Raw genomic sequence first — 20,520 nt, forward strand, 5'->3', positions numbered from 1 at the left:
TCTTGCGTTCTTCAGAAAATCCTGTGAATCGTCCGCCGGGTGGCCTCGGTCATAGACAGCGGCTCGGGGCACGGCAAAGGGTGGGGTGAAACGGAAGGAGCGCCTCACCGTGGAACGGACCGCGAGGGCCGCATCGACGCCCACGCCCGAGCCCCTTCCCGCCGGGGACGCCGCCGCACTGCTCGACGGGGTGCCCCGCCAGCGTGGCGTGGTCGTCGCCCCCGTCCCGCGGACACCGCGCTCGGCGCTCCGTCCGTACCCGGGGGCTGAGCACCGCGCGGTCCCGCGCCCCTGGCGGCTGCTGCCCAGCCCCGTCGGCACCCCGGTCACCTTCGCCTACACCGCGATCCTGGCGCTCACCTCGCTCTTCGCGAGCTACGCGAGCCCCGGCCTGCTGCGCACGCTCTATCAGGGCTCCAGCACCGACGTCGCCCACCTGCTGCGCACCCCCGTCCTCGTCCTGCTGGCCAGCGCGCTGTGGATCGCGGGCGGGCTGCTCTCGCCGTACGCCCTGGCCTTCGTGCTCGTCCTGACCGCGCTGGAGCGGCGGATAGGGGGTGCCCGCGCGATCCTCGTCTTCCTGGCCGGGCATGTCCTGGCCACCCTCGCGACCGAGGTCCCGGTCGGTCTCGCGGTGCTGGCCGGCCACCTCCCCGACACCTCGCTGCACCGCCTCGACTACGGCATCAGCTTCGGCGTGGCCGCCAGCATCGGCGCGCTCTCCGGCCTCCTCGCCCCCTGGCTGCGCTGGCCGTTGCTCGCCCTGGTCGGCTACAGCCTCGTCACGGACCTCATCGCCTTCGAGGACCCGATGACCAACTGGGGCCACCTGATCGCGCTGGCCGTCGGCACCGGGCTCTGGCCACTGGTCCGGCGCTGGCACCGAGAGCGGATGGAGGCCGCGGCCGCGGCCACGGCCGTCGGGCCGTGCAGGGGGCTGGCCGGCTGATACGGGTCGGCGGCCGGGTGAGCAGGCCGCGGCCGCGGTGGGCTGCCGGTTCCTGAAGGGCCCGGTTCGTTCGGTGGGCCCGGTTCGTCACGTGGGTCCGGTTCGTTCAGTGGGTCCGGTGGCGCCCCGTGGTGGGCGGGTGCGGGTTTCGGGTGGGTGCTCGCGCAGTTCCCCGCGCCCCTTCCGGGTGCGTTCAGGGGTGCCGGAGCCGGGAGGTGACGGGTCCGCCGGACGGCTGCGCCGGGAATGAGCCCCCGCCGGTCGCTGGTTCTGCAAGGCGTGGGCCCCGGCTGCCTCTTCTGCCGTATCCCGCTTACGCCCAGGTCGGCAGCCGATCGCTCAGAGCGAACGCACTCCTGGGAACATTCGGTGGCTCACATGCATTGAGTCGGCATAACTCAAGTTGACTGCCGAAGGGGAGATCATGGCTTCGACGTCCGCATCACTCACCCTCCCTGTGCTGCCTCTCGACGGCGAGGTCGTGCTGCCCGGGATGGTGGTCCCGCTGGACCTGAAGGACCCTGATGTGCGCGCCGCCGTGGAGGCGGCGCAGGCCGCCGCCCGTACCGAGCCCGGCAAGCCCAAGGTGCTGCTGGTGCCGCGGGTCGACGGGAGCTACCCCGGCACCGGTGTGCTCGGCACCGTGGAGCAGGTCGGCCGCCTGGCCGACGGTGACCCGGGCGCGCTGATCCGCGGGCGCTACCGGGTGCGCATCGGCGCCGGCACCACCGGCCCGGGTGCCGCCCTGTGGGTGGAGGGCACCCGTATCGACGAGAACGTCCCGGACCCGGTGCCCGGTCACGTCACCGAACTGGTCAAGGAGTACAAGGCCCTCGCCACCGCCTGGCTGCGCAAGCGCGGCGCCTGGCAGGTCGTGGACCGGGTGCAGGCCATCGACGACGTGTCGCAGCTCGCCGACAACTCCGGTTACTCGCCCTTCCTGACCACCGAGCAGAAGATCGAGCTGCTGGAGACCGTCGACGCGGTCGCCCGCCTGAAGCTGGCCACCCAGCAGCTGCGCGACCACCTCGCCGAGCAGGACGTGGCGGAGACCATCGCCAAGGACGTCCAGGAGGGCGTCGACAAGCAACAGCGTGAGTTCCTGCTCCGCCGTCAGCTGGAGGCGGTCCGCAAGGAGCTGCGCGAGCTGAACGGCGACGCCGCGAAGGACGGCGAGGAGTCCGACGACTACCGCGCCCGCGTGGAGGCCGCCGACCTGCCGGAGAAGGTCCGCGAGGCCGCCCTCAAGGAGGTCGACAAGCTGGAGCGGTCCAGCGACCAGTCGCCCGAGGGCTCGTGGATCCGCACCTGGCTGGACACGGTGCTCGAACTGCCGTGGAACGAGCGGACCGAGGACGCGTACGACATCCAGGGTGCCAAGGCGATCCTGGACGCCGAGCACGCCGGCCTGGAGGACGTGAAGGAGCGGATCACCGAGTACCTGGCGGTGCGCAAGCGCCGCAGCGACCGGGGGCTCGGGGTCATCGGCGGCCGCCGCGGCGGTGCCGTGCTGGCCCTCGTCGGCCCGCCCGGTGTCGGCAAGACCTCGCTCGGTGAGTCGGTCGCGCACGCGATGGGCCGCAAGTTCGTCCGCGTCGCCCTCGGCGGTGTCCGCGACGAGGCCGAGATCCGCGGTCACCGGCGTACCTACGTCGGCGCGCTGCCCGGCCGGATCGTGCGCGCGATCAAGGAGGCCGGCTCGATGAACCCGGTCGTCCTGCTCGACGAGATCGACAAGGTGGGCTCCGACTTCCGCGGCGACCCCGCGGCCGCCCTCCTGGAGGTCCTGGACCCGGCGCAGAACCACACCTTCCGCGACCACTACCTGGAAGTCGAACTCGACCTGTCCGACGTCGTCTTCCTCGCCACCGCCAACGTCCTGGAGGCGATCCCGGAGGCCCTGCTCGACCGTATGGAGCTGGTCCGCCTCGACGGCTACACCGAGGACGAGAAGGTCGTCATCGCCCGTGACCACCTGCTCCCGCGCCAGCTGGAGCGGGCGGGGCTCGCCGAGGACGAGGTGACCCTCGACGAGAGCGCGCTGCGCAAGCTCGCCGGCGAGTACACCCGTGAGGCGGGCGTGCGCACTCTGGAGCGGTCGATCGCCCGGCTGCTGCGCAAGGTCGCGGCCCAGCACGAACTGGGCGAGCGGGAACTGCCGTTCACGGTCAGGGACGAAGACCTGCGGGCCCTGATCGGCCGGCCGCACCACGTGCCCGAGTCCGCCCAGGACCCGGCCGAGCGCCGCACGGCGGTCCCGGGCGTGGCGACGGGCCTCGCGGTCACCGGCGCCGGCGGCGACGTGCTCTTCGTCGAGGCCTCCCTGGCCGACCCGGAGACGGGCGCGGCCGGGCTGACCCTCACCGGTCAGCTGGGTGACGTGATGAAGGAGTCGGCGCAGATCGCCCTGTCCTTCCTCCGCTCGCACGGCGCCGAACTGGAACTGCCGGTCGGCGACCTGAAGGACCGGGGTGTGCACATCCACTTCCCGGCGGGCGCGGTCCCGAAGGACGGTCCGAGCGCGGGCGTCACGATGACCACGGCCCTGGCGTCCCTGCTCTCCGGTCGCCTGGTCCGCACGGACGTCGCCATGACCGGCGAGGTCTCGCTGACCGGCCGGGTGCTGCCGATCGGCGGCGTGAAGCAGAAGCTGCTCGCCGCCCAGCGCGCCGGGGTGACGACCGTCATCATCCCCAAGCGCAACGAGGCCGACCTGGACGACGTCCCGGCCGAGGTGCTGGACAAGCTCGACGTCCACGCCGTGACCGACGTCCGCCAGGTCCTGGAGCTGGCGCTCGCGCCCGCCACGAACGGCGCGGCGCCGGAGGTTCCGGTAGCGGCGTGACGGACGCTGCCGGATGCGCAAGGCCCGGACCCCCTGCGGGTCCGGGCCTTCGCCCTGTGCGCGCCGCCCCTAGGGGGTGTTGTCGGCGAACGCGGCCACCTTGTCCACGGCGCCGTTGAACTTGTCGTGGTCACCGACCGTCGGGCCGGTCGAGGTGTACTGCCACATCGTGTACGCCGACCAGCCGGCCGGCAGGGTGCCCACCTCCGAGGCGTAGCGGGCGATCCACAGCGGGTTGGCGGTGGCGAAGCCGGCGTAGTCGCCGGTGCAGTCGGACCACCAGCTGGTCGCCGTGTAGATGACGGCGGCGCGGCCGGTGCGCTCCTTGTACCTGGTCAGGAAGTCCTTGATCCAGGTGACCATCCCGCTCGCGGACTTGCCGTAGCAGGCCGCGCCGTACGGGTTCCACTCGATGTCCAGGACGCCGGGCAGGGTCCGGCCGTCCTTGGACCAGCCGCCGCCGTGGTCGACGAAATAGTCGGCCTGGGCGGCGCCGCCGGTGGTGTCCGGGGTCGCGAAGTGGTAGGCGCCGCGGATCATGCCGACGTCGTAGGAGCCGTTGTACTGCTGGGTGAAGGAGGGGTTCGTGTAGTACGTGCCTTCCGTCGCCTTGGTGTACGCCCATCTGACCCCGCCGCTCAGCAGGGTCGACCAGGAGACGTCGCCCTGGTAGCTGGCGACGTCGACGCCCTCCGTCTGGGTGGCGACGCCGGTCTTGGGCGTGCCGCTCTGGCCGTCGTGGGCCAGCACGCCGATGCCCATGTACGCCGAGCCGCGCACCGGGACGGTCGGGCCGGTCGGGTCGGCGTGGGCGGGGACCGGGGCGAGCGCCGCGAGCAGCAGCGCCAGCAGGGCGGTGACGCGGGAGGGGGCGGGTCTGTGTACGGGCATGACGTGCCTCCGTGGGGTGAGGTGAGGTCCCAGATATGCCAGAGGCGGTCGCGCCAGGCGCCGCGACACGACGCGGTGTCACACGCGGTGCCGCACCTGGCGTCACGCGCGGTGCCGCACGGCGTGGGCATCTGGTGGCGTGCGCATGCCATACAAGGTCGGGGGCGCACCGACGCCGCGCACGGGGCGGCCCCCGGGGAGGCGGTCCGGAGGCTGCCGCTGGTCTGCGCCTGCGGAATACTTGGCGAGCCGCGGTGACGACGGGGATTGACGGAAACTTTCAGGACTGCGAAACCGATCAGGGGTGCTGACGTGCACGAGGACGACAAGGGCGAGGAACGACGCGCCGCCACCGTGTTGACGCCGAGCGGTGCGGACCAGGAATTCCTCGCTCTGGAGCGCGAGTTGACGGTGCTGCTGCGCCGCGCGCGGGCCAGTCAGGGCGAGATGGCCCGGGAGGTCCACCCCGACCTGGAGTCCGCCGCCTACGGACTGCTCGTCCGGCTCGACGAGTGCGGCGGTCAGCGGGCCACCGAACTGGCCGCCTACATCGGCGTCGGCAAGGCCACCATGTCCCGCCAGCTGCGCGCCCTGGAGGAGCTCGGCCTGATCGCCCGCGAGCCCGACCCGGCCGACGGACGGGCCTGGCTGGTCGCCCTCACCGACGAGGGCCGGCGCCGGGTCGGCACCGTCCGCGAGGCCCGCCGGGGCCGTTACGTCCGCCAGCTCGCCCACTGGGAGCGCACCGAGGTCGCGGAACTGGCCCGACTGCTTCACCAGTTGAACCGTGTCATGGAGAAGTAGGCGGTCATGGGGAAGTAGGCGGTCATGGAGAAGTAGCCGGCACCGGGCGCCGGTGCCTCACCACTCGACGTACACCACCGTCGCGTCGTCGTGCGTCTTGCTCCGCCGCAGGAACACCCGCTCCTCCCGGTCGGCCGCCTCCAGCTCCCGCACCCGGTCGACCAGCGCCCGCGCCCCCTCCTTGCGTATGACGTCGAGCAGGGCCGTCCAGTCGCCCTCGCGGAACTTCTCGGTCCACCGGGCCGCCCCGTCCGTGAGCGCGGCCAGCGCGCCGACCTCGGCGCGCGGCACGGTCCCGGTGACCGCGCGGGCCGCCACCGACGGGTCGGCGGCGGCGGTGAAGAAGCCGCCCTCCTTGTTGCGTACCGTCGCGTCGGCGATCGCGTCCGAGGCCAGCGAGGCGCGCGGCACCCGGTCGAGCCGGTCGTCCAGGACCGGTGTCACCGTGCCCTGCGGGGACCTCAGGAGCAGCACGGAGTCGGACAGGACCAGGAACTCCAGGGTCTCCTCGGACCAGCGGCTCAGCACGACCGTCGCTTGCGGCGTGCGCGGGTGAGAAAGGTCACAGGTGCCGACATGTGCGGCGGCTGTGCGGCCGATCGCCTGTTCGAGGATTTCCCGCAGCGTCAGATCTCCTCGCGAAAGGGTCAGTTCGGTCAGTGCACCGCCCAGCCGCGCGGTGAACCAGGGGACGGAATGCAGACAACCGGTGCCGTCCCGCGGCGGGGTGACCCCGTCCAGGACGATCACACAACCGCCCTGCCCCGAGGCTGGAAGTCCGACACCGGCGAAGTCCTCGTTGGGGCGGTCGGGGGCACCGGGCTCCGAAACGACTTCAGTACGCATTCAGCCAGTCTGCACGACCTCTTCACAGGCTTCGCCAAAGGCTGGCAACAATCCGGGAATTGACACGGCCTCGCAGGTCAGCCGCCTGTTTTGGGGTGGAATGGCGCACTCCGGGAAGGTGCGGTGGCGAATCCTGCCAAAGCCTGCCGTCCGCGTCCAACCGGCCAGCCGGAAAAGGACCCCGCACGGTCCGCCGGAACTTGCCCGCCAACTCCCGTCCGATGTTCACTCCTTCGGGTGGCGGGTGGGTCGATGCGAGACCACTGCCCACCGGCGCTGGGAGGGTCGGGGACCGACGTACAGGCGCACGCATCGGGCGCGTGCACCACTTGGCACCGAATGCCGGGGATGATGACGGGGTGCCACCCGACCCCTTGGGTACACGAGTTCAGGAATGCGAGCACCGGTGCAGAAGACGCGGCCTCGGCGCACAGGCAACAGGACGGCCTCCGAAACGGGCGCCGCGGCCCCCGTCGGCACCGGACGCCCCAAGCACGTCCGCACCCGGCTGATCGTGGCCGTGGCGGTGGTCGCCGCCGCGATCGCCGGGGCCGGCGCGCCCGCCCTGCTGACCGCCTCCGGGCAGCTGAGCGACTCCCAGGACCTGGTGACGCTCGCCGGCCGCACCCAGAACGCGCTCGCGCTGGCCCACTCGCTCGCCGACGAGCGCGACGAGGTCACCTCCTACATCGCGGCGGGCCGCCCCAAGTCCAAGGCCCCCTCGGAGGACCGCAGCGCCCGCGTCGACCGCCAGGTCGAGGACCTGCGCGCGGACACCGACACCCCCGGCTGGCTGCGCACCGACCTCGACGGCATCGCCGCCGTCCGGCGCTCCGCGCTCACCGGCCAGAGCACCGCCCTGCAGGCGTACCAGGCGTACTCCGGGACCATCACCGAACTCCACCGGCTCGCCACCGACCTGGCCGAGCAGATGCCCCCCAGGGCCGGCTCCGGCGCCTACGCGCTCGCCGAGCTGGACTCCGCCGTCCAGCAGTCCGCCGCCGCCCGCGGCCTGCTCCTGGCCGCCCTGAACATCCCGACCACCACCCAGACCACGATCAGCCCGATCACCGGTCTCGCCACGACGACCAAGGTCACCTCCGAGGCCGACCGGAAACAGCGCGACGCACTCACCGCCGCCGCCCAGCAGGCCAGGCTGCGCGCCGACGCGGCGCTCGCCGACTTCCGTGACACGGCGCCGAAGACGGCGGTGGAGTCGTACGACTCCACGGTCACCGGCGGTGACGTCAACGACGCCGACAAGTACCTGGCCGCCCTCACCGACCAGCCGACCCTCTCGGCGGACGACCTCGGCACCGGCGTCAAGAAACTGGACGCGGCGCTGTCCGCCCGCGTCGACCTGATGCGCGGCGTGGAGTCCGCCCTCTACGACCGCCGCACCAAGGACCTCGCCCGGCTCCGCGACGACGACGTCAAGGCGCTGGAGATCCGGGTCGCGGTGGTCGGCGCCCTGATGCTGGTCGCGGTCGGCATCGCCACCGCCATGGCGCGCAGCCTCACCCGCCCCCTCTCCGTGGTCCGCCGCGGCTCCGCCCGCCTGGCCGGGGCCGAGGACCCGCGCACCGAGGAACCGATCACCTTCACCGGCCGCAACGACGAGTTCGCCCAGGTGGTCCGCTCGGTCAACGCCCTGCACGCGCACGCCGTGGAGCTGTACGACCGGATCGCCACCCTGGAGACCGACCGCAAGCACCTGGTCGGCCAGCGCCAGAAGATGGCGGAAGCCCGCGAGGAGCTGCGCGCCGAGGTCACCGACGCCGCCGCCCAGCTGGAGCGGTTGCGCACCAGTATCGGCTCCACCTTCGTCAACCTCGCGCTGCGCACCCTCGGCCTGGTGGAACGTCAGCTGGCCGTCATCGAGACCCTGGAGGAGCGCGAACAGGACCCCGACCGCCTGTCGACCCTCTTCAAGCTCGACCACTTCGCCACGGTCATGCGCCGCCACAGCGAGAACCTCCTGGTCCTCGCCGGCACCGAACACGTCCAGCAGCACGCGGGCCCGATCCCGCTGGTGGACGTGGTCCGGGCGGCGGTCAGCGAGATCGAGCGCTACGACCGGGTCCGGATCGCCTCCCTGCCCCCGCACGCGCACGTGGCGGGGTTCGCGGCGGACGACCTCTCCCACCTCCTCGCGGAACTCATGGAGAACGCCACCGCGTCCTCCCCGCCCGACGTGCCCGTCGAGATCTCCGGCTGGCTGCTGGAGAGCGGCGAGGTCATGCTCTCCGTCCAGGACGAGGGCATCGGCATGACCGCCGACCGCATGGTCCGCCTCAACGCCCGCCTCGCCGAGTTCGACCCCGAGTCGCCGTACGACCAGCAGGGCGAGGACGGTCTCGGCCTCGGCCTCTACGTGGTCGCCCGCCTCGCCCACCGGCACGGCGTCCGCGTGCAGCTGCGCGAGCAGAAGCAGGGCGGGGTGGCCGCGGTCGTGGTCCTGCCCCAGCCCCTGCTGGCCGCCGCCCCCGTGCCCAAGGCCCCGCAGCCCGCGACCACCGCCGCCCACCCCTTCTCCCTGCCCGGCGCGGACGCGGAGGTCAACTCCAACGTCCTGCACGGCCGCACCACCGGCGACCCCCTGGTGACCCTGGCGGAAAAGGCGGTACAGAACGCCCGCCCCTGCGCGCCCGACCCGGCGGCCGAGGGGCCGGGCGTGGCCCGGACAGAGGCCGACGCGGAGGCCGCGGGGACACGGCGGGCCGACGAGGACGCCGCGCACGGCGAGTCGGCCCCGCCGAAGCCGGCGGAACCCGAGCCGACGGCCCGCCCGAAGGCACCGGCCGAGACGTTCGCCGAGACGACGATGGAGCTGCTGCTCCCGCTGGAGCCGACGGCGGAAACGGCACCGCCCGAGGAACGGGACCACCCCGCCGACGCCGACATCTGGACCCGCCCCCAGCAGACGGGCACCGAGAACGTCTGGAACCAGCACCAAGCCGCCCCGGAGCCCCGCCCGGACTCCCCACCGCTCGACACCGGGGAAGCCCGGCGCTCGCAGCCGGTTGGCGCCGAGAACCGCGCGGGTTTGCCGCCGGTTGACGCCGTGGAGGGCTGGCGCTCGCAGCCGACAGGCGCCGAGGACCGTGCGGGTTCGCTGCCGGTTGACGCCGTGGAAGGCTGGCGCTCGCCGTCGGCCGCCGCCGAGGACCACTCGCGTCCGCAGCAGGTCGGCGCGGGGGACCCCACGGGTTTGCTGCCGTTCGGTGCGGGGGACCCCGCGGGTTCGCAGCCGGTCGGCGCCGAGGAAGGGCGGCGGTCGCCGTCGGCTGCCGAGGACGTCCGGTCGGCCCGGCAGTCGGTCGGGGGCGTCGAGGACCACTCGCGTACTCGGTCCGCGGTCGCCGGCGGCGAGTACGCCCCGCCGGGGACACCCGCGGCCGACCAGGAACGCCGCACGGGGGGTGCGGGTGGGGACGAGACCGTCGAAGGCGAATCCGAGGACCCGGTCACCAGCAAGGGCCTCCCCAAGCGCACCCCCAAGATCACCGCTCCCGCCCCACCGCCCCGCCAGCGCAGCACCGGCGTCGACGCGGATGCCCTCCGCCGCAGGCTCGGCGGCTTCCGCCGGGGCGCCGACGCCGGCCGGCGGGACGTCGAGGCGGAGATCGCCGAACAGACGGGGCAGAACAAGGTGCCGAGCACCGCACGAACCGCACCCGGAACAGCCGTATCCGAAGAAGCCACGGGGGGCACAGTCGAGGAGGCAAGCAGTTGACCGCGCCCAGTACCTTCGGACTGAGCAGTGAGGCTCGCAACCTGCACTGGCTGCTGAGCAACCTCATCGAGGAGGTGCCCGGTATCCAGTCCGTCGCGGTGGTCTCCTCCGACGGACTGCTCCTGCTCTCCTCCGACCCCGGCCGGAACGAGGAGGCCCGCGAGGCCAGGAAGGACAAGCGGACGGGCCCGCGCGGCTCCGCCGCCGACCTCGCCACCATCGTCTCCGGCATCGGCAGCCTCACCGTCGGCGCCGCCAGGCTGATGGACTACGGCGGGGTGAAGCACACGATGGTCGCGATGGACGAGGGCAGCCTCTTCGTGATGTCGATCAGCGACGGCTCGCTGCTGGGCGTGCACGGCAGCGCGGAGTGCGACATGAGCGTCGTGGCCTATCACATGGCCCTGTTCGTCGGCCGGGCCGGCCACGTCCTCACCCCCGAACTCCGCACCGAGCTACGCAGGTCCCTGGAGGGCGACGCCCCGAGGAGCGGCCGATGAGCAGCGCGCCGAAGAACCACAGGCAGAGCCTCCCGGTACGGGGCGGCGACCGCAAACCCGCCCGCGTCCGCCCCTACTCGCTCACCGGCGGCCGCACCCGCTTCGGCCACGTCCTCCTCGTGGAGACGTTCGTGGCCGCGCTCGAGGCCCCAGAGGAGCGCAAGGAACTGACGAACGGCTCGCTCAGCACCCGGGTGATGCCCGAGATGCAGGCCATCGTCGAACTGTGCCGCCGTATGCGTACGGTGGCCGAGATCGCCGCGCTGCTGAAGATGCCGCTCGGTGTGGTCCGGGTCCTGCTCAGCGACCTCGCGGACCAGGGAAAGATCCGTGTGTACGGAACCGGTACCGGGCACGGCGTGGGCCGCCCGGACCGCGCTCTGCTGGAAAGGGTGCTGAGTGGACTACGCCGTCTCTGACGCCACCGCCGTCGACCCGCTCCTCGACGGAGAGGAGCAGCCGCGGTCCTGGCAGACGGACCGCAGCCGGGCCCCTATCGCCACCAAGATAGTCGTGGCCGGCGGCTTCGGCGTCGGCAAGACCACGCTGGTCACCGCCGTCTCCGAGATCACGCCCCTGCAGACCGAGGCGCTGATGACCGAGGCGAGCGAGGAGACCGACGACCTCACCGCCACGCCCGGCAAGCTCACCACGACCGTGGCCATGGACTTCGGCCGCATCACGCTCGACGACGACCTGGTGCTGTACCTGTTCGGCACGCCGGGCCAGCAGCGGTTCTGGTTCATGTGGGACGACCTGGTGCGCGGCGCGATCGGCGCCGTCGTCCTCGCGGACACCCGGCGCCTGAAGGACTGCTTCCCGGCGCTGGACTACTTCGAGAGCTGCGGGATGCCGTACGTCGTCGCGGTCAACCACTTCGACGGCAGCGAGCGGTTCGAACCCGAGGACGTGCGCGAGGCGTTGACGATCCCGGCGCGCATACCTGTAATGATCATGGATGCCCGCCGTCGGATCTCGGCCATCGAGACGCTGCTGTCCCTGGTTGCCCACGCGCTGGACGAAACACCCGAGTAGTTCTTCTGAACCCTTAGGAGCCACCACCGCATGCGGAAGATACTCGTCGTGGGGGCCGGCCAGTCCGGTCTCCAGCTCGCCCTCGGCCTCCAGTCGCACGGCTACGAGGTCACCCTGATGTCGAACCGGACCGCCGACGAGATCCGCTCCGGCCGGGTCATGTCGACGCAGTGCATGTTCCACACGGCACTGCAGCACGAGCGCGATCTCCAGCTGAACTTCTGGGAGTCCCAGGCCCCGAAGATCGAAGGACTCGGCGTCTCGGTCGCGGCCCCGGGCTCCTGGGGCGGGGGCCCCGCGGCCCGCGCCATCGACTGGGTGGGCAGGCTCGACGGGTACGCGCAGTCGGTGGACCAGCGGGTGAAGATGGCCGGCTGGATGGAGACCTTCGCGCAGCGCGGCGGCCAGCTGGTCATCCACGGCGCGGCCGTCGGCGACCTCGACTACTTCGCCCGCACCTACGACCTGGTGCTGGTCTCGGCCGGCAAGGGCGAACTGGTGCAGATGTTCGGCCGGGACGCCTCCCGCTCGGCCTACACCGAACCGCAGCGCGCGCTCGCCGTCGCCTACGTCCACGGCCTCGGCCCCCGCCCCGAGCACCCGGACTACTACGCGGTCCGCTGCAATCTGGTCCCCGGCGTCGGCGAGCTCTTCGTGATGCCGACCCTGACCACCTCGGGACCGGCCGACATCCTGTTCTGGGAGGGCATACCCGGCGGCCCGCTGGACGTCTTCAACGGCGTCAAGGACCCCGGGGAGCACCTCTCCCTGACCCTGGAACTCATGGAGCGGTACACCCCCTGGGAGTACGCGCGGGCGACCAAGGTCGAACTGACCGACGCCGGCGGCACCCTCGCGGGCCGCTACGCCCCCACCGTCCGCAACCCGATCGGCCGCCTCCCCGGCGGCGGTCTGGTCCTCGGCGTCGCGGACGTCGTCGTGGCCAACGACCCGATCACCGGCCAGGGTTCGAACTCCGCCGCCAAGTGCGCCGCCGCCTACCTCGACTCGATTCTGGACCACGGCGACCAGGAGTTCGACGAGACCTGGATGCAGGCGACGTTCGACCGCTACTGGAACACGGCCCAGCACGTCACCAAGTGGACGAACGCCATGCTGGCGCCCCCGCCGGAGCACATCCTCAACCTGATCGGCGCGGCGGGCCAGCTCCAGCCGGTCGCCGACCGCTTCGCCAACGCCTTCGACGACCCCGCCGACTTCGAGAACTTCTTCTACGAGCCGGCGAAGACGGAGGCCTACCTGGCGTCGGTGGCGGGGGCCTGACGAACCTTTGCCCCGGGCGGATGGACAGCGTGCCCCCGGCCCGCCATCCTGTCCTGGCGGTGACGGGCCAGGGCCGGCCGCGTCGTACGAGGGGCGGGCCGGTGCAGGAATCACAGGGTGCGGCGGTGCCGCCGGAAGGTGTCCGTTACCGGTCGACGCTCGGCCAACGGTTGCTGCCCGTCATTCCGGCAGGCGTCGCCCTGGCCTTTCAGCTCCTGCTCTGGTGGGACGGTGGATCCATTGATCCCCTGATCGGCTCAGGGCTGGTCATCTGGGGTGTCCTGGTGCCCCTGTCGGTGCTCACCTCCCGGTCGTTCGGGGTCACGCTCACGCCGACGGCGGCCGTCGTGCACAACTTCCGCCGCCGGACCATCCCGTGGTCGGACGTCCAGGCCGTCCAGATGGAGTCCTACGCCGGGAGCCGGATCGTCGTGCTCTACGAAGCGGGCGGCCGTGCCACCCGCCTGCGGGCGCCGAGCACCGGTTTCCTCAGCTGGGACCGCGGCTTCGAGGAGAAGTTCCACACCATCGGCAGGTGGTGGCTGGACCACCGCGGCCCGGACTGGACTCCGGTCCCGCCGCCGTGGATGGTGGCGGGCGGCCCGTCGGCGCCGCCTGGTGACCCCTTCGCCCCGCCCGCCTAGGCCGGGCGCCGTTTCCCGGTTCCGACCAGCCACAACGCGTCCGCGGCCGGACGACTACGCTGCTCTCATGACCCCGCCGGCCGCCACCCCCGCCTATCGCAGGCTGTCCGTCGAGGAACGGCGCAGCCAGCTGCTCGACGCGGCGCTCTCCCTCTTCGCGCACCGCGCCCCCGAGGACGTCTCGCTCGACGACGTGGCGGAGGCGGCCGGGGTCTCCCGCCCCCTGGTCTACCGGTACTTCCCCGGAGGCAAGCAGCAGCTCTACGAGGCCGCGCTCAGGTCCGCGGCCGAGGAGCTGGAGCACTGCTTCGACGAGCCCCGCGAGGGACCCCTGCTCCCTCGCCTCTCCAGGGCCCTGGACCGCTACCTCGCCTTCGTCGACCAGCACGACGCCGGCTTCAGCGCCCTGCTGCAGGGCGGCAGCGTGGTGGAGACCTCGCGCACGACGGCGATCGTGGACGGCGTACGACGGGCCGCCGCTCAGCACATTCTCAGCCACCTGGACGTCGCCGAGCCGGGCCCTCGGCTGCGGATGACCGTCCGGATGTGGATCACCGCCGTCGAGGCGGCCTCCCTCATCTGGCTCGACGAGGACAAGCAGCCGCCCCTCGACGAGCTGCGCGACTGGCTGGTGGACCAGTTCGGTGCCGTGCTCAGCGTGACCGCGCGCCGCGACCCGCAGACCGCCGCCCTCGTCGACGCCCTCGCGGCGGATGGCTGAGACTGGTGCCGTGAAGAGTCAGGAGACCCCTTTCGAGGGCGGGCCCATGGACGGGCGGGTGCTTCCGGTGCTGCTCGGCATGACCGGGCACCCCCCGAAGACCTACCGCATCCCGGTCCCGGACCCGGCCGGCGGCCCGCCCGCGGTCCTGGTCTACCGCCGCGTCTCCCGGGGGCAGAGCGGGCGCCTCGGGCTGTCCCGGGGCTGGAAGTACGTGTACGACCCGGCGGGCCGGGGTGGCGGCGGACCGAAGTGGCCGTGGTCGAGGTCGGGTGACACCGAAGGGTGAGGTGGTTAGGCCGCATCGCGCACACGTGCCGCGCGGACCACGCCTACACATCTGATAATCACGTGATCATCGCGATGTGGAACGGAGAGACCGTCCCGCATCGGAGGTGATGACGTGTCAGCGAAGTACCTGCGGCTGGCCTGCGCGGCCGCGGTGGCGGCGGCCCAGGCCGTCCTCACGCCCCTGCCCGCGCTCGCCGCCCCCGGCCCCGAACGGCCGGTCGCCGAGCTGCTGACGGACCTGCAGCAGGCCTACCGGCAGGCCGAACGGGCCACCGAGACCTACAACGCCACGGCGGAACAGCTCCAGCGCCAGCGCGCCGAGGTGACCCGCCTGGACGCCGAGCTGACCAGCGCCCGGCACTCCCTGCACACCAGCAGGACCGAGGCCGGCCGGCTGGCCCGGCTGCAGTACCAGAACGCCGGCGGGATCTCCCCGTACGTACGGCTGCTGCTCGCCCGCGACCCGCAGCACGCGCTCGACGAGGGGCATGTCATCGGCGAACTGGCGCGTCAGCGGGCGAAGACGGTGGGCCGCCTCGCGGACGACGAGCGCCGGCAGGCCGACCTCGCCCGCCGGGCCCGCACCGCGTTCGACACCCGGCTCACCCTCGCCGAGCAGCAGCGCAAGCAGCGCGACGAGATCCGCACCCGGCTCTCCGAGGTGGAGCGCATGCTCGCCTCCCTCACCGCGGACCAGCTCGCGGCGCTCGCCGGTCTGGAGGAGGACCGCACGGCCGAGGCCCAGCGGAAGCTCACCACGTCCGGCGCCCTGAGCGCGACGACACCGCCCCCCTCCCCGGCGGGCGACCGCGCGGTGCGCTACGCCGTACAGCAGCTGGGCAAGCCGTACCAGTGGGGTGCGGCGGGCCCGGCGTCGTACGACTGCTCGGGCCTGACCTCACAGGCCTGGGACCACGCGGGCACGCCCATCCCGCGCACCAGCCAGGAACAGTGGGCCGACCTGCCCCACGTCCCCCTGAACCGCCTGCGCCCCGGCGACCTGGTCGTCTACTTCCCCGAGGCCACCCACGTGGCCCTCTACCTGGGCGACGGCAAGGTGGTCCAGGCCCCCCGCCCCGGCGCGAAGATCAAGGTCTCCCCGATCGCGGCCAACCCGATCCTGGGCGCGGTACGCCCGGATCCCACGGCCCGGCCCCTGCCCCGCTACACGCCCCCGTCGATCCCGAAGACGGCGACGGAGGGCCCGGACGAAAGCTTCGGGACCTTCAAGCCGGCGGTGCCGACTGCTACCTAGGAGAGGCACGGGGGCCGTGTCGACGCGCGACGCGGACACCTGCCCAGGGGCGCGGGGAACCGCGCGACCCGCCCCCCACGCACCCGCACCCGAAACTCAGGCCAGCAGCCCCGAGCTCCTCCACAACCGCCGCCCCGCCCCCCGAAGAACACCGATGTCGTCCAGGAAGTCGGTCAGCCGCTTCGCCCCCGTCTGCATGACCTCCCGCCGGTGCCCGCTCGCCCGCACCTGCGCCACCGCCTCCCGCCGGTCCAGCCCCACGTTCGTGTACACCTCGGGATTGACGAACGCCACCGAGAACACCCGCGCGAACTCCCCGGAGGTGACCCGCGTGAACTCCTGCGACCACCGCGGCGCCGTCACCATCTGCCGGCGCAGCTCCTCGCGGGCGTACCGCACATGCCGGGCCTCCTCCACCACATGGATCCGGGTGACCCCGCGGACCAGGGGCTGGACCCGCTCGTCCGGGAAGGTCAGCCGCTGCATCCAGTCGAGGACCTCCTCGCCCAGCAGGGTGGCGGTGAAGGACCCCGGCGTCGTGGAGATCGTCTTGAAGAGGCGGCCCAGGTTCTGGTGGGCCCGGCTCACCGGGTACCAGGGCGCGTCTCCGCGTGAGATCAGCCGCGCGAACATCTTCGAGTGCCGGCACTCGTCCTCGATCTCGGTCAGCGCGTAGCGCACGTGCGCGCTCGTCGCCGCCTTGTCGTAGATGTGCCGGACCAGCAGCTGCATCAGGATCAGCTCGAACCAGATGCCCAGCGAGGCCAGCGCGGCGGCCTCGTGCTGCGACAGCAGGATCCGCTGCTCCTCGCCCATCCGCCGCCACAGCGGCGTGTCGTACAGCGACACCAGCTCCGGCGGCCAGAACCACTTGCCGTCCTCGAACGGCGCGTCCCAGTCCAGCTCCTCGTCCGGGTCGAAGGAGTGCTTCGCGGAGGAGACCAGCAGCCGTTCGGCCACCTGCTCGCGGTCCTTGAGCAGGCCGAGCGCGTCCCGCAGTCCGTCGACCGCGTCGGCTTCCGTCAGGGTCGTCATGGCTCCCTCACCTCGTCACCCGGGGTACGTCGTCGTCCTTATGAGACCGCTTGTCAGCAAGCCGGTCAATCCCTCGGGCAGGACTTGTTGACTCCGCGTCTCAGAACCCGAGGACCGCCCGCATCACCGACCGCGCGATCGGCGCCGCGTCCCCGCCGCCGCTGATCTCGCCGCGGTCGGCGGACGCGTCCTCGACCACCACCGCCACCGCGACCTTCGGCTCCAGATCGCCGTCCGCCTGCGCCCAGGACACGAACCAGGCGTACGGCACCCCGGAGTTGCCGACGCCGTGCTGCGCGGTGCCGGTCTTGCCGCCGACCGTGGCGCCCCGGATCGCCGCGTTGGTGCCGGTGCCCTCCCGGACCACGTCGACCATGAGCTCCTTCACGCGCGCGGCCGCCGCGGGACTCATCACCTGCCGCACCGGCCCCCCGCCGCCCGTCGAGACCGTCTCGCCGGTCTGCCGCACGGTCCGCTCCACCAGGTACGGCGGCCGGGCGAGCCCCCCGTCCGCGACCGCCGCCGCGACCATCGCCATCTGCAGCGGCGTGGCCCGGGTGTTGTACTGGCCGATCGACGACAGGGCCAGCTGCGCCTTGTCCACGCTCGTGTCGAAGGTGCTGGGCGCGGCGGTGAACGGGATGCGCAGCCGGGTGTCGTTGAAGCCGAACGCCTGGGCCGTCGCCGTCATGTCCGCCGCTCCCACGTCCACGCCCAGCTTCGCGAAGACCGTGTTGCAGGACCACTCGAAGGCCGTGCGCAGCGAGGCGTCCGCACAGCCGTCGCCCTCGTTGGTCAGCCGGGTCGTGGTGCCCGGCAGCCGGTAGGGGTCGGGGGAGTCGGTCGGCGCGTCCAGGTCGGTGACCACGCCCGCGTCGAGGGCGGCGGCCGCGGTGACCACCTTGAAGGTGGAGCCCGGCGGATACGTCTGCCGTACCGCCCGGTTCAGCATCGGCTTCTCCGGGTCGCCGTTCAGCCGCGCCCAGGCCGAGGCCACCGCCCGGCTGTTGCCGGACAGTTCGGAGGGGTCGTACGACGGGGTGGAGACCAGGGCGAGGATCCGGCCGGTCGCCGGTTCGATCGCGGCCACCGCGCCCTTGCGCGAGCCGAGCCCCCGGAAGGCGGCCTCCTGGGCGTACCGGTTCAGGGTCGTGACGACGTTCCCGCCCGGACTCCGCGTCCGGCGGGTGTCGCGCCACAGCGGGAACGGCGCCAGCAGCGGGTCGGTCCCGGAGAGCACCGCGTCCTCGGCGTGCTCCAGGAACGTCGTGCCGTACAGCTGGGAGGAGAAGCCGGTGACCGGGGCGTACAACGGGCCCTGCGGATAGGTGCGTTCGTAACGCAGCTGCTCCCCGCTGTCCCGGGAGCCGGTGACCTTCGCGTCGCCCACCAGGATGTCGCCGCGGGGCAGGCCGTAACGGGCGATCGAGTTGCGCCGGTTGGCGGGGTTGCCGTCGTACTCCCGGGCCTTGACCACCTGGACGCGGGCGGCGTTGACGAGGAGGGCGAACAGCAGCAGGGCGCACAGGGCGCGGGCCCGCCGGACGTAGTCGGCGATGCCGCCCCGCCGACGGCCGTACCCCGCGCTCATGGCGCCACCTGCCCGTCGTAGTGGCGGCGGGCCGAGTCGCTCACCCGGATCAGCAGGGCCACGATCGCCCAGTTGGTGACGACCGAGGAGCCGCCCTGGGCGAGGAACGGCATCGCCATGCCGGTCAGCGGGATCAGCCCGGTCACCCCGCCCGCGATCACGAACACCTGGAGGGCGACGATCGAGGCCAGCCCGACCGCGAGGAGCCGGCCGAAGGGGTCGCGCAGGGCGAGGCCGGCCCGGTAGCCGCGCTCGACGAGCAGGCCGTAGAGGAGGAAGATCGCCGAGAGTCCGGCGAGGCCGAGTTCCTCGCCCGCGGTGGCCAGGATGAAGTCCGACTTGGCGGCGAAGCCGATGAGGACCGAGTGGCCGAGCCCGAGCCCGGTGCCGAGGGTGCCGCCGGCCGCGAACGCGAAGAGGGACTGGGCGAGTTGGTTGGGTCCCTGCCCGGCGTCGATCGAGGCGAACGGATGCAGCCAGTCCTCGATACGGCCGTGCACATGCGGTTCGAGCCGGCCGACGGCCAGCGCGCCGAACACCGCGAGCAGCAGGCCCACGGCGATCCAGCCGGTGCGCCCGGTGGCGACGTACAGCATGACGACGAACAGGCCGAAGAAGAGCAGCGAGGTGCCGAGGTCGCGTTCGAGGACCAGGACGCCGACGCTCACCAGCCAGATCGTGACGATCGGGCCGAGCACCCGGCCCGTCGGGAACTGCATGAACCACAGCCGGCGTCCCGCGTACGCGAGCGCGCTGCGGTTCGCGGCCAGGTAGGCGGCGAAGAACACCGCGAGCAGCACCTTCGCGAACTCGCTGGGCTGGATGGAGAATCCGGCGATCCGGACCCAGATCCGGGCCCCGTTGACGGCCGGGAAGAGGATCGGCAGGAGCAGCAGGACGAGCGCGGCGGCGACGCAGACGTACGCGTAGCGCTGGAGCACGCGGTGGTCGCGTAGCACCAGCACGACCATGATGAACAGGCCGACGCCCAGGGTGGACCAGACGAGTTGGGCGGGGGCCGCGCGGTCGCCGGGGGTCTGCAGGTCCAGCCGGTAGATCAGGACCAGGCCGAGTCCGTTGAGCAGCACGCCGATCGGCAGCGGCAGCGGGTCGGCGTAAGGGGCGCGCAGGCGTACGGCGAGATGGGCGACGAGCGCGAGGACCCCGAGGCCGGCGCCGTAACCGGCGGCGCCGGGCGGGACGGTGCCGGTCTTGGCCAGGCCGACCGCGCAGTAGCCGTACACGCAGAGCAGGACGGCCAGCACGATCAGGGAGAGTTCGATGCCACGGCGCCGGGGGAGGCGTTCGGCGGACGTGGGGGTCGGGGGCGCCGCCAGGGTGGTTCCGGCCTTGGTCATGTCCGGAACCTACCCATATAGTGCCGATTGTGGGTCTTGTTGGTCAGCACCAGCGTGGCGTGCGCCCCAGGGTGTCGATGTCGCGGGCCGGGCCCCAGGCCCAGGTGCCGTCGGTCAGCAGGTACCAGACGCGGTCGCCGTCTACGAGGTCGCCGAGGGCCCGGCAGTAGATGGAGACCTCCTCGCCGTTCCGGACGAACCGGATCCGCCGGCTGCCCCGCTCCGGCTGGTCCCGCAGCCAGATGCCGTCCGGCGCGGTGACGACGCCCCGGTAGCGGGCGGGGTCGCCGGTTCCGGGGGCGTAGGGGTCGTAGGGGGCGTGCGGGTCGCCGGTCTGGTCGACGCCGCCGGTGTTGCCGATCCCGACGGGGTGGTCGGGGTCGCCGGGGTCCTCGTACCAGCCACTGCCCGGGTCGGCACCGTCCCCGTCGCCGGCGAGGGCGGGTGTGGTGCCGCAGAGGGCGAGGAGGGCGGTGACGACGGCTATGACGGTACGGCGGCGGAACATCGGGCCTCCGGCGGGCGATCGGTACGGACCTGGACAATCGCCACGGTAGGAGGGGTGGGGGTGGTCCGCCTTCTGCGCTGGGCCGAAGGGGGCTGGGGACCGTGTGCATGTGCCAGCCGGTGAGGGCCGGTCGCGGGGGGGCGCGCCGACCGCGCCGGGCGCCGGGGGACGGGCGGGGACGCCCCCCCCCCCCCCCCCGCCCGCAGCCCCCCCCCCCCCCCCCCCCA

The 20,520-nt window shown here is 72.6% G+C and carries 18 protein-coding genes; 12 read left to right on the top strand and 6 right to left on the bottom strand.

Annotated features, from left to right (window positions below; all coding sequences use genetic code 11):
* The first annotated feature begins 109 nt into the window (after positions 1 to 109).
* Positions 110 to 949: a rhomboid-like protein gene (locus AB0M11_RS23250; RefSeq protein WP_365708414.1), complete on the top strand. Its 840-nt coding sequence runs from the start codon at positions 110 to 112 to the stop codon at positions 947 to 949.
* Between the two features lie 424 nt (positions 950 to 1,373).
* Positions 1,374 to 3,794, top strand: coding sequence for an endopeptidase La (gene lon, locus AB0M11_RS23255; protein WP_365708416.1), 2,421 nt, complete (start codon positions 1,374 to 1,376; stop codon positions 3,792 to 3,794).
* A 69-nt stretch (positions 3,795 to 3,863) separates the two neighbouring features.
* On the opposite strand, the gene AB0M11_RS23260 is transcribed toward lon, so the two are convergent.
* Entirely contained in the window at positions 3,864 to 4,685 is an 822-nt protein-coding gene (locus tag AB0M11_RS23260) for a lysozyme (protein WP_365708418.1), read from the bottom strand.
* 312 nt (positions 4,686 to 4,997) lie between these two features.
* Here AB0M11_RS23260 and AB0M11_RS23265 point away from each other — a divergent pair, with 312 nt between their 5' ends.
* Entirely contained in the window at positions 4,998 to 5,489 is a 492-nt protein-coding gene (locus AB0M11_RS23265) for a MarR family transcriptional regulator (protein WP_365708420.1), read from the top strand.
* Positions 5,490 to 5,546: 57 nt separating this feature from the next.
* Here AB0M11_RS23265 and AB0M11_RS23270 read toward each other — a convergent pair whose 3' ends face one another.
* The gene (locus AB0M11_RS23270; RefSeq protein ID WP_365708422.1) at positions 5,547 to 6,335 is read right to left on the bottom strand and encodes a hypothetical protein; all 789 of its coding nucleotides are present in this window, start codon (positions 6,333 to 6,335) and stop codon (positions 5,547 to 5,549) included.
* Between the two features lie 406 nt (positions 6,336 to 6,741).
* Between AB0M11_RS23270 and AB0M11_RS23275 the strand changes: the two genes are divergently transcribed.
* From AB0M11_RS23275 to AB0M11_RS23315, 9 genes are all read left to right on the top strand, one after another.
* Positions 6,742 to 10,071 carry a nitrate- and nitrite sensing domain-containing protein gene (locus AB0M11_RS23275; RefSeq protein ID WP_365708424.1) on the top strand — a complete coding sequence of 1,110 codons (3,330 nt, stop codon included), beginning with the start codon at positions 6,742 to 6,744 and terminating at the stop codon, positions 10,069 to 10,071.
* A complete protein-coding gene (locus tag AB0M11_RS23280; protein ID WP_365708426.1) occupies positions 10,068 to 10,571 on the top strand; it encodes a roadblock/LC7 domain-containing protein in 504 nt (167 codons plus the stop codon). The genes AB0M11_RS23275 and AB0M11_RS23280 overlap by 4 nt, the downstream gene beginning before the upstream one ends.
* Complete coding sequence (locus tag AB0M11_RS23285) at positions 10,568 to 10,990, top strand: DUF742 domain-containing protein (protein WP_365708428.1); 423 nt, start codon at positions 10,568 to 10,570, stop codon at positions 10,988 to 10,990. Before AB0M11_RS23280 ends, AB0M11_RS23285 begins: the two co-directional genes overlap by 4 nt.
* Positions 10,971 to 11,606 (top strand): ATP/GTP-binding protein, encoded by a 636-nt coding sequence (locus AB0M11_RS23290; protein WP_365708430.1) that lies wholly within the window; start codon positions 10,971 to 10,973, stop codon positions 11,604 to 11,606. The genes AB0M11_RS23285 and AB0M11_RS23290 overlap by 20 nt, the downstream gene beginning before the upstream one ends.
* Positions 11,607 to 11,636: 30 nt before the next feature.
* Complete coding sequence (locus tag AB0M11_RS23295; protein WP_365708432.1) at positions 11,637 to 12,890, top strand: styrene monooxygenase/indole monooxygenase family protein; 1,254 nt, start codon at positions 11,637 to 11,639, stop codon at positions 12,888 to 12,890.
* A gap of 101 nt (positions 12,891 to 12,991) precedes the next feature.
* Positions 12,992 to 13,534 (top strand): hypothetical protein, encoded by a 543-nt coding sequence (locus AB0M11_RS23300; RefSeq protein WP_365708434.1) that lies wholly within the window; start codon positions 12,992 to 12,994, stop codon positions 13,532 to 13,534.
* A gap of 67 nt (positions 13,535 to 13,601) precedes the next feature.
* Positions 13,602 to 14,255 (top strand): helix-turn-helix domain-containing protein, encoded by a 654-nt coding sequence (locus tag AB0M11_RS23305; RefSeq protein ID WP_365708436.1) that lies wholly within the window; start codon positions 13,602 to 13,604, stop codon positions 14,253 to 14,255.
* Between the two features lie 10 nt (positions 14,256 to 14,265).
* A complete protein-coding gene (locus tag AB0M11_RS23310; RefSeq protein WP_365708438.1) occupies positions 14,266 to 14,544 on the top strand; it encodes a hypothetical protein in 279 nt (92 codons plus the stop codon).
* A 114-nt stretch (positions 14,545 to 14,658) separates the two neighbouring features.
* Entirely contained in the window at positions 14,659 to 15,801 is a 1,143-nt protein-coding gene (locus AB0M11_RS23315) for an NlpC/P60 family protein (protein WP_365708440.1), read from the top strand.
* A 96-nt stretch (positions 15,802 to 15,897) separates the two neighbouring features.
* On the opposite strand, the gene AB0M11_RS23320 is transcribed toward AB0M11_RS23315, so the two are convergent.
* The 4 genes from AB0M11_RS23320 to AB0M11_RS23335 form a co-directional block, all read right to left on the bottom strand.
* Complete coding sequence (locus AB0M11_RS23320; RefSeq protein WP_365708442.1) at positions 15,898 to 16,836, bottom strand: diiron oxygenase; 939 nt, start codon at positions 16,834 to 16,836, stop codon at positions 15,898 to 15,900.
* 100 nt (positions 16,837 to 16,936) lie between these two features.
* Positions 16,937 to 18,427, bottom strand: a complete 1,491-nt coding sequence (locus AB0M11_RS23325) for a penicillin-binding transpeptidase domain-containing protein (protein WP_365708444.1) — start codon at positions 18,425 to 18,427, stop codon at positions 16,937 to 16,939.
* Positions 18,424 to 19,785, bottom strand: coding sequence for an FtsW/RodA/SpoVE family cell cycle protein (locus tag AB0M11_RS23330; RefSeq protein ID WP_365708446.1), 1,362 nt, complete (start codon positions 19,783 to 19,785; stop codon positions 18,424 to 18,426). The genes AB0M11_RS23325 and AB0M11_RS23330 overlap by 4 nt, the downstream gene beginning before the upstream one ends.
* Before the next feature lie 43 nt (positions 19,786 to 19,828).
* A complete protein-coding gene (locus AB0M11_RS23335) occupies positions 19,829 to 20,293 on the bottom strand; it encodes an SH3 domain-containing protein (RefSeq protein ID WP_365708448.1) in 465 nt (154 codons plus the stop codon).
* Positions 20,294 to 20,520: the final 227 nt, after the last annotated feature.

Origin of the sequence: Streptomyces sp. NPDC051987 (assembly GCF_040680735.1) — a bacterium.
Taxonomy (GTDB): domain Bacteria; phylum Actinomycetota; class Actinomycetes; order Streptomycetales; family Streptomycetaceae; genus Streptomyces.

Excerpts from the sequence above, each read along its gene's own strand:
- AB0M11_RS23330 (WP_365708446.1), bottom strand. The coding sequence starts at position 19,785 with ATGACCAAGGCCGGAACCACCCTGGCGGCGCCCCCGACCCCCACGTCC.
- AB0M11_RS23295 (WP_365708432.1), top strand. The coding sequence starts at position 11,637 with ATGCGGAAGATACTCGTCGTGGGGGCCGGCCAGTCCGGTCTCCAGCTC.
- AB0M11_RS23260 (WP_365708418.1), bottom strand. The coding sequence starts at position 4,685 with ATGCCCGTACACAGACCCGCCCCCTCCCGCGTCACCGCCCTGCTGGCG.
- AB0M11_RS23320 (WP_365708442.1), bottom strand. The coding sequence starts at position 16,836 with ATGACGACCCTGACGGAAGCCGACGCGGTCGACGGACTGCGGGACGCG.
- AB0M11_RS23325 (WP_365708444.1), bottom strand. The coding sequence starts at position 18,427 with ATGAGCGCGGGGTACGGCCGTCGGCGGGGCGGCATCGCCGACTACGTC.
- AB0M11_RS23305 (WP_365708436.1), top strand. The coding sequence starts at position 13,602 with ATGACCCCGCCGGCCGCCACCCCCGCCTATCGCAGGCTGTCCGTCGAG.
- AB0M11_RS23270 (WP_365708422.1), bottom strand. The coding sequence starts at position 6,335 with ATGCGTACTGAAGTCGTTTCGGAGCCCGGTGCCCCCGACCGCCCCAAC.
- lon (WP_365708416.1), top strand. The coding sequence starts at position 1,374 with ATGGCTTCGACGTCCGCATCACTCACCCTCCCTGTGCTGCCTCTCGAC.
- AB0M11_RS23335 (WP_365708448.1), bottom strand. The coding sequence starts at position 20,293 with ATGTTCCGCCGCCGTACCGTCATAGCCGTCGTCACCGCCCTCCTCGCC.
- AB0M11_RS23285 (WP_365708428.1), top strand. The coding sequence starts at position 10,568 with ATGAGCAGCGCGCCGAAGAACCACAGGCAGAGCCTCCCGGTACGGGGC.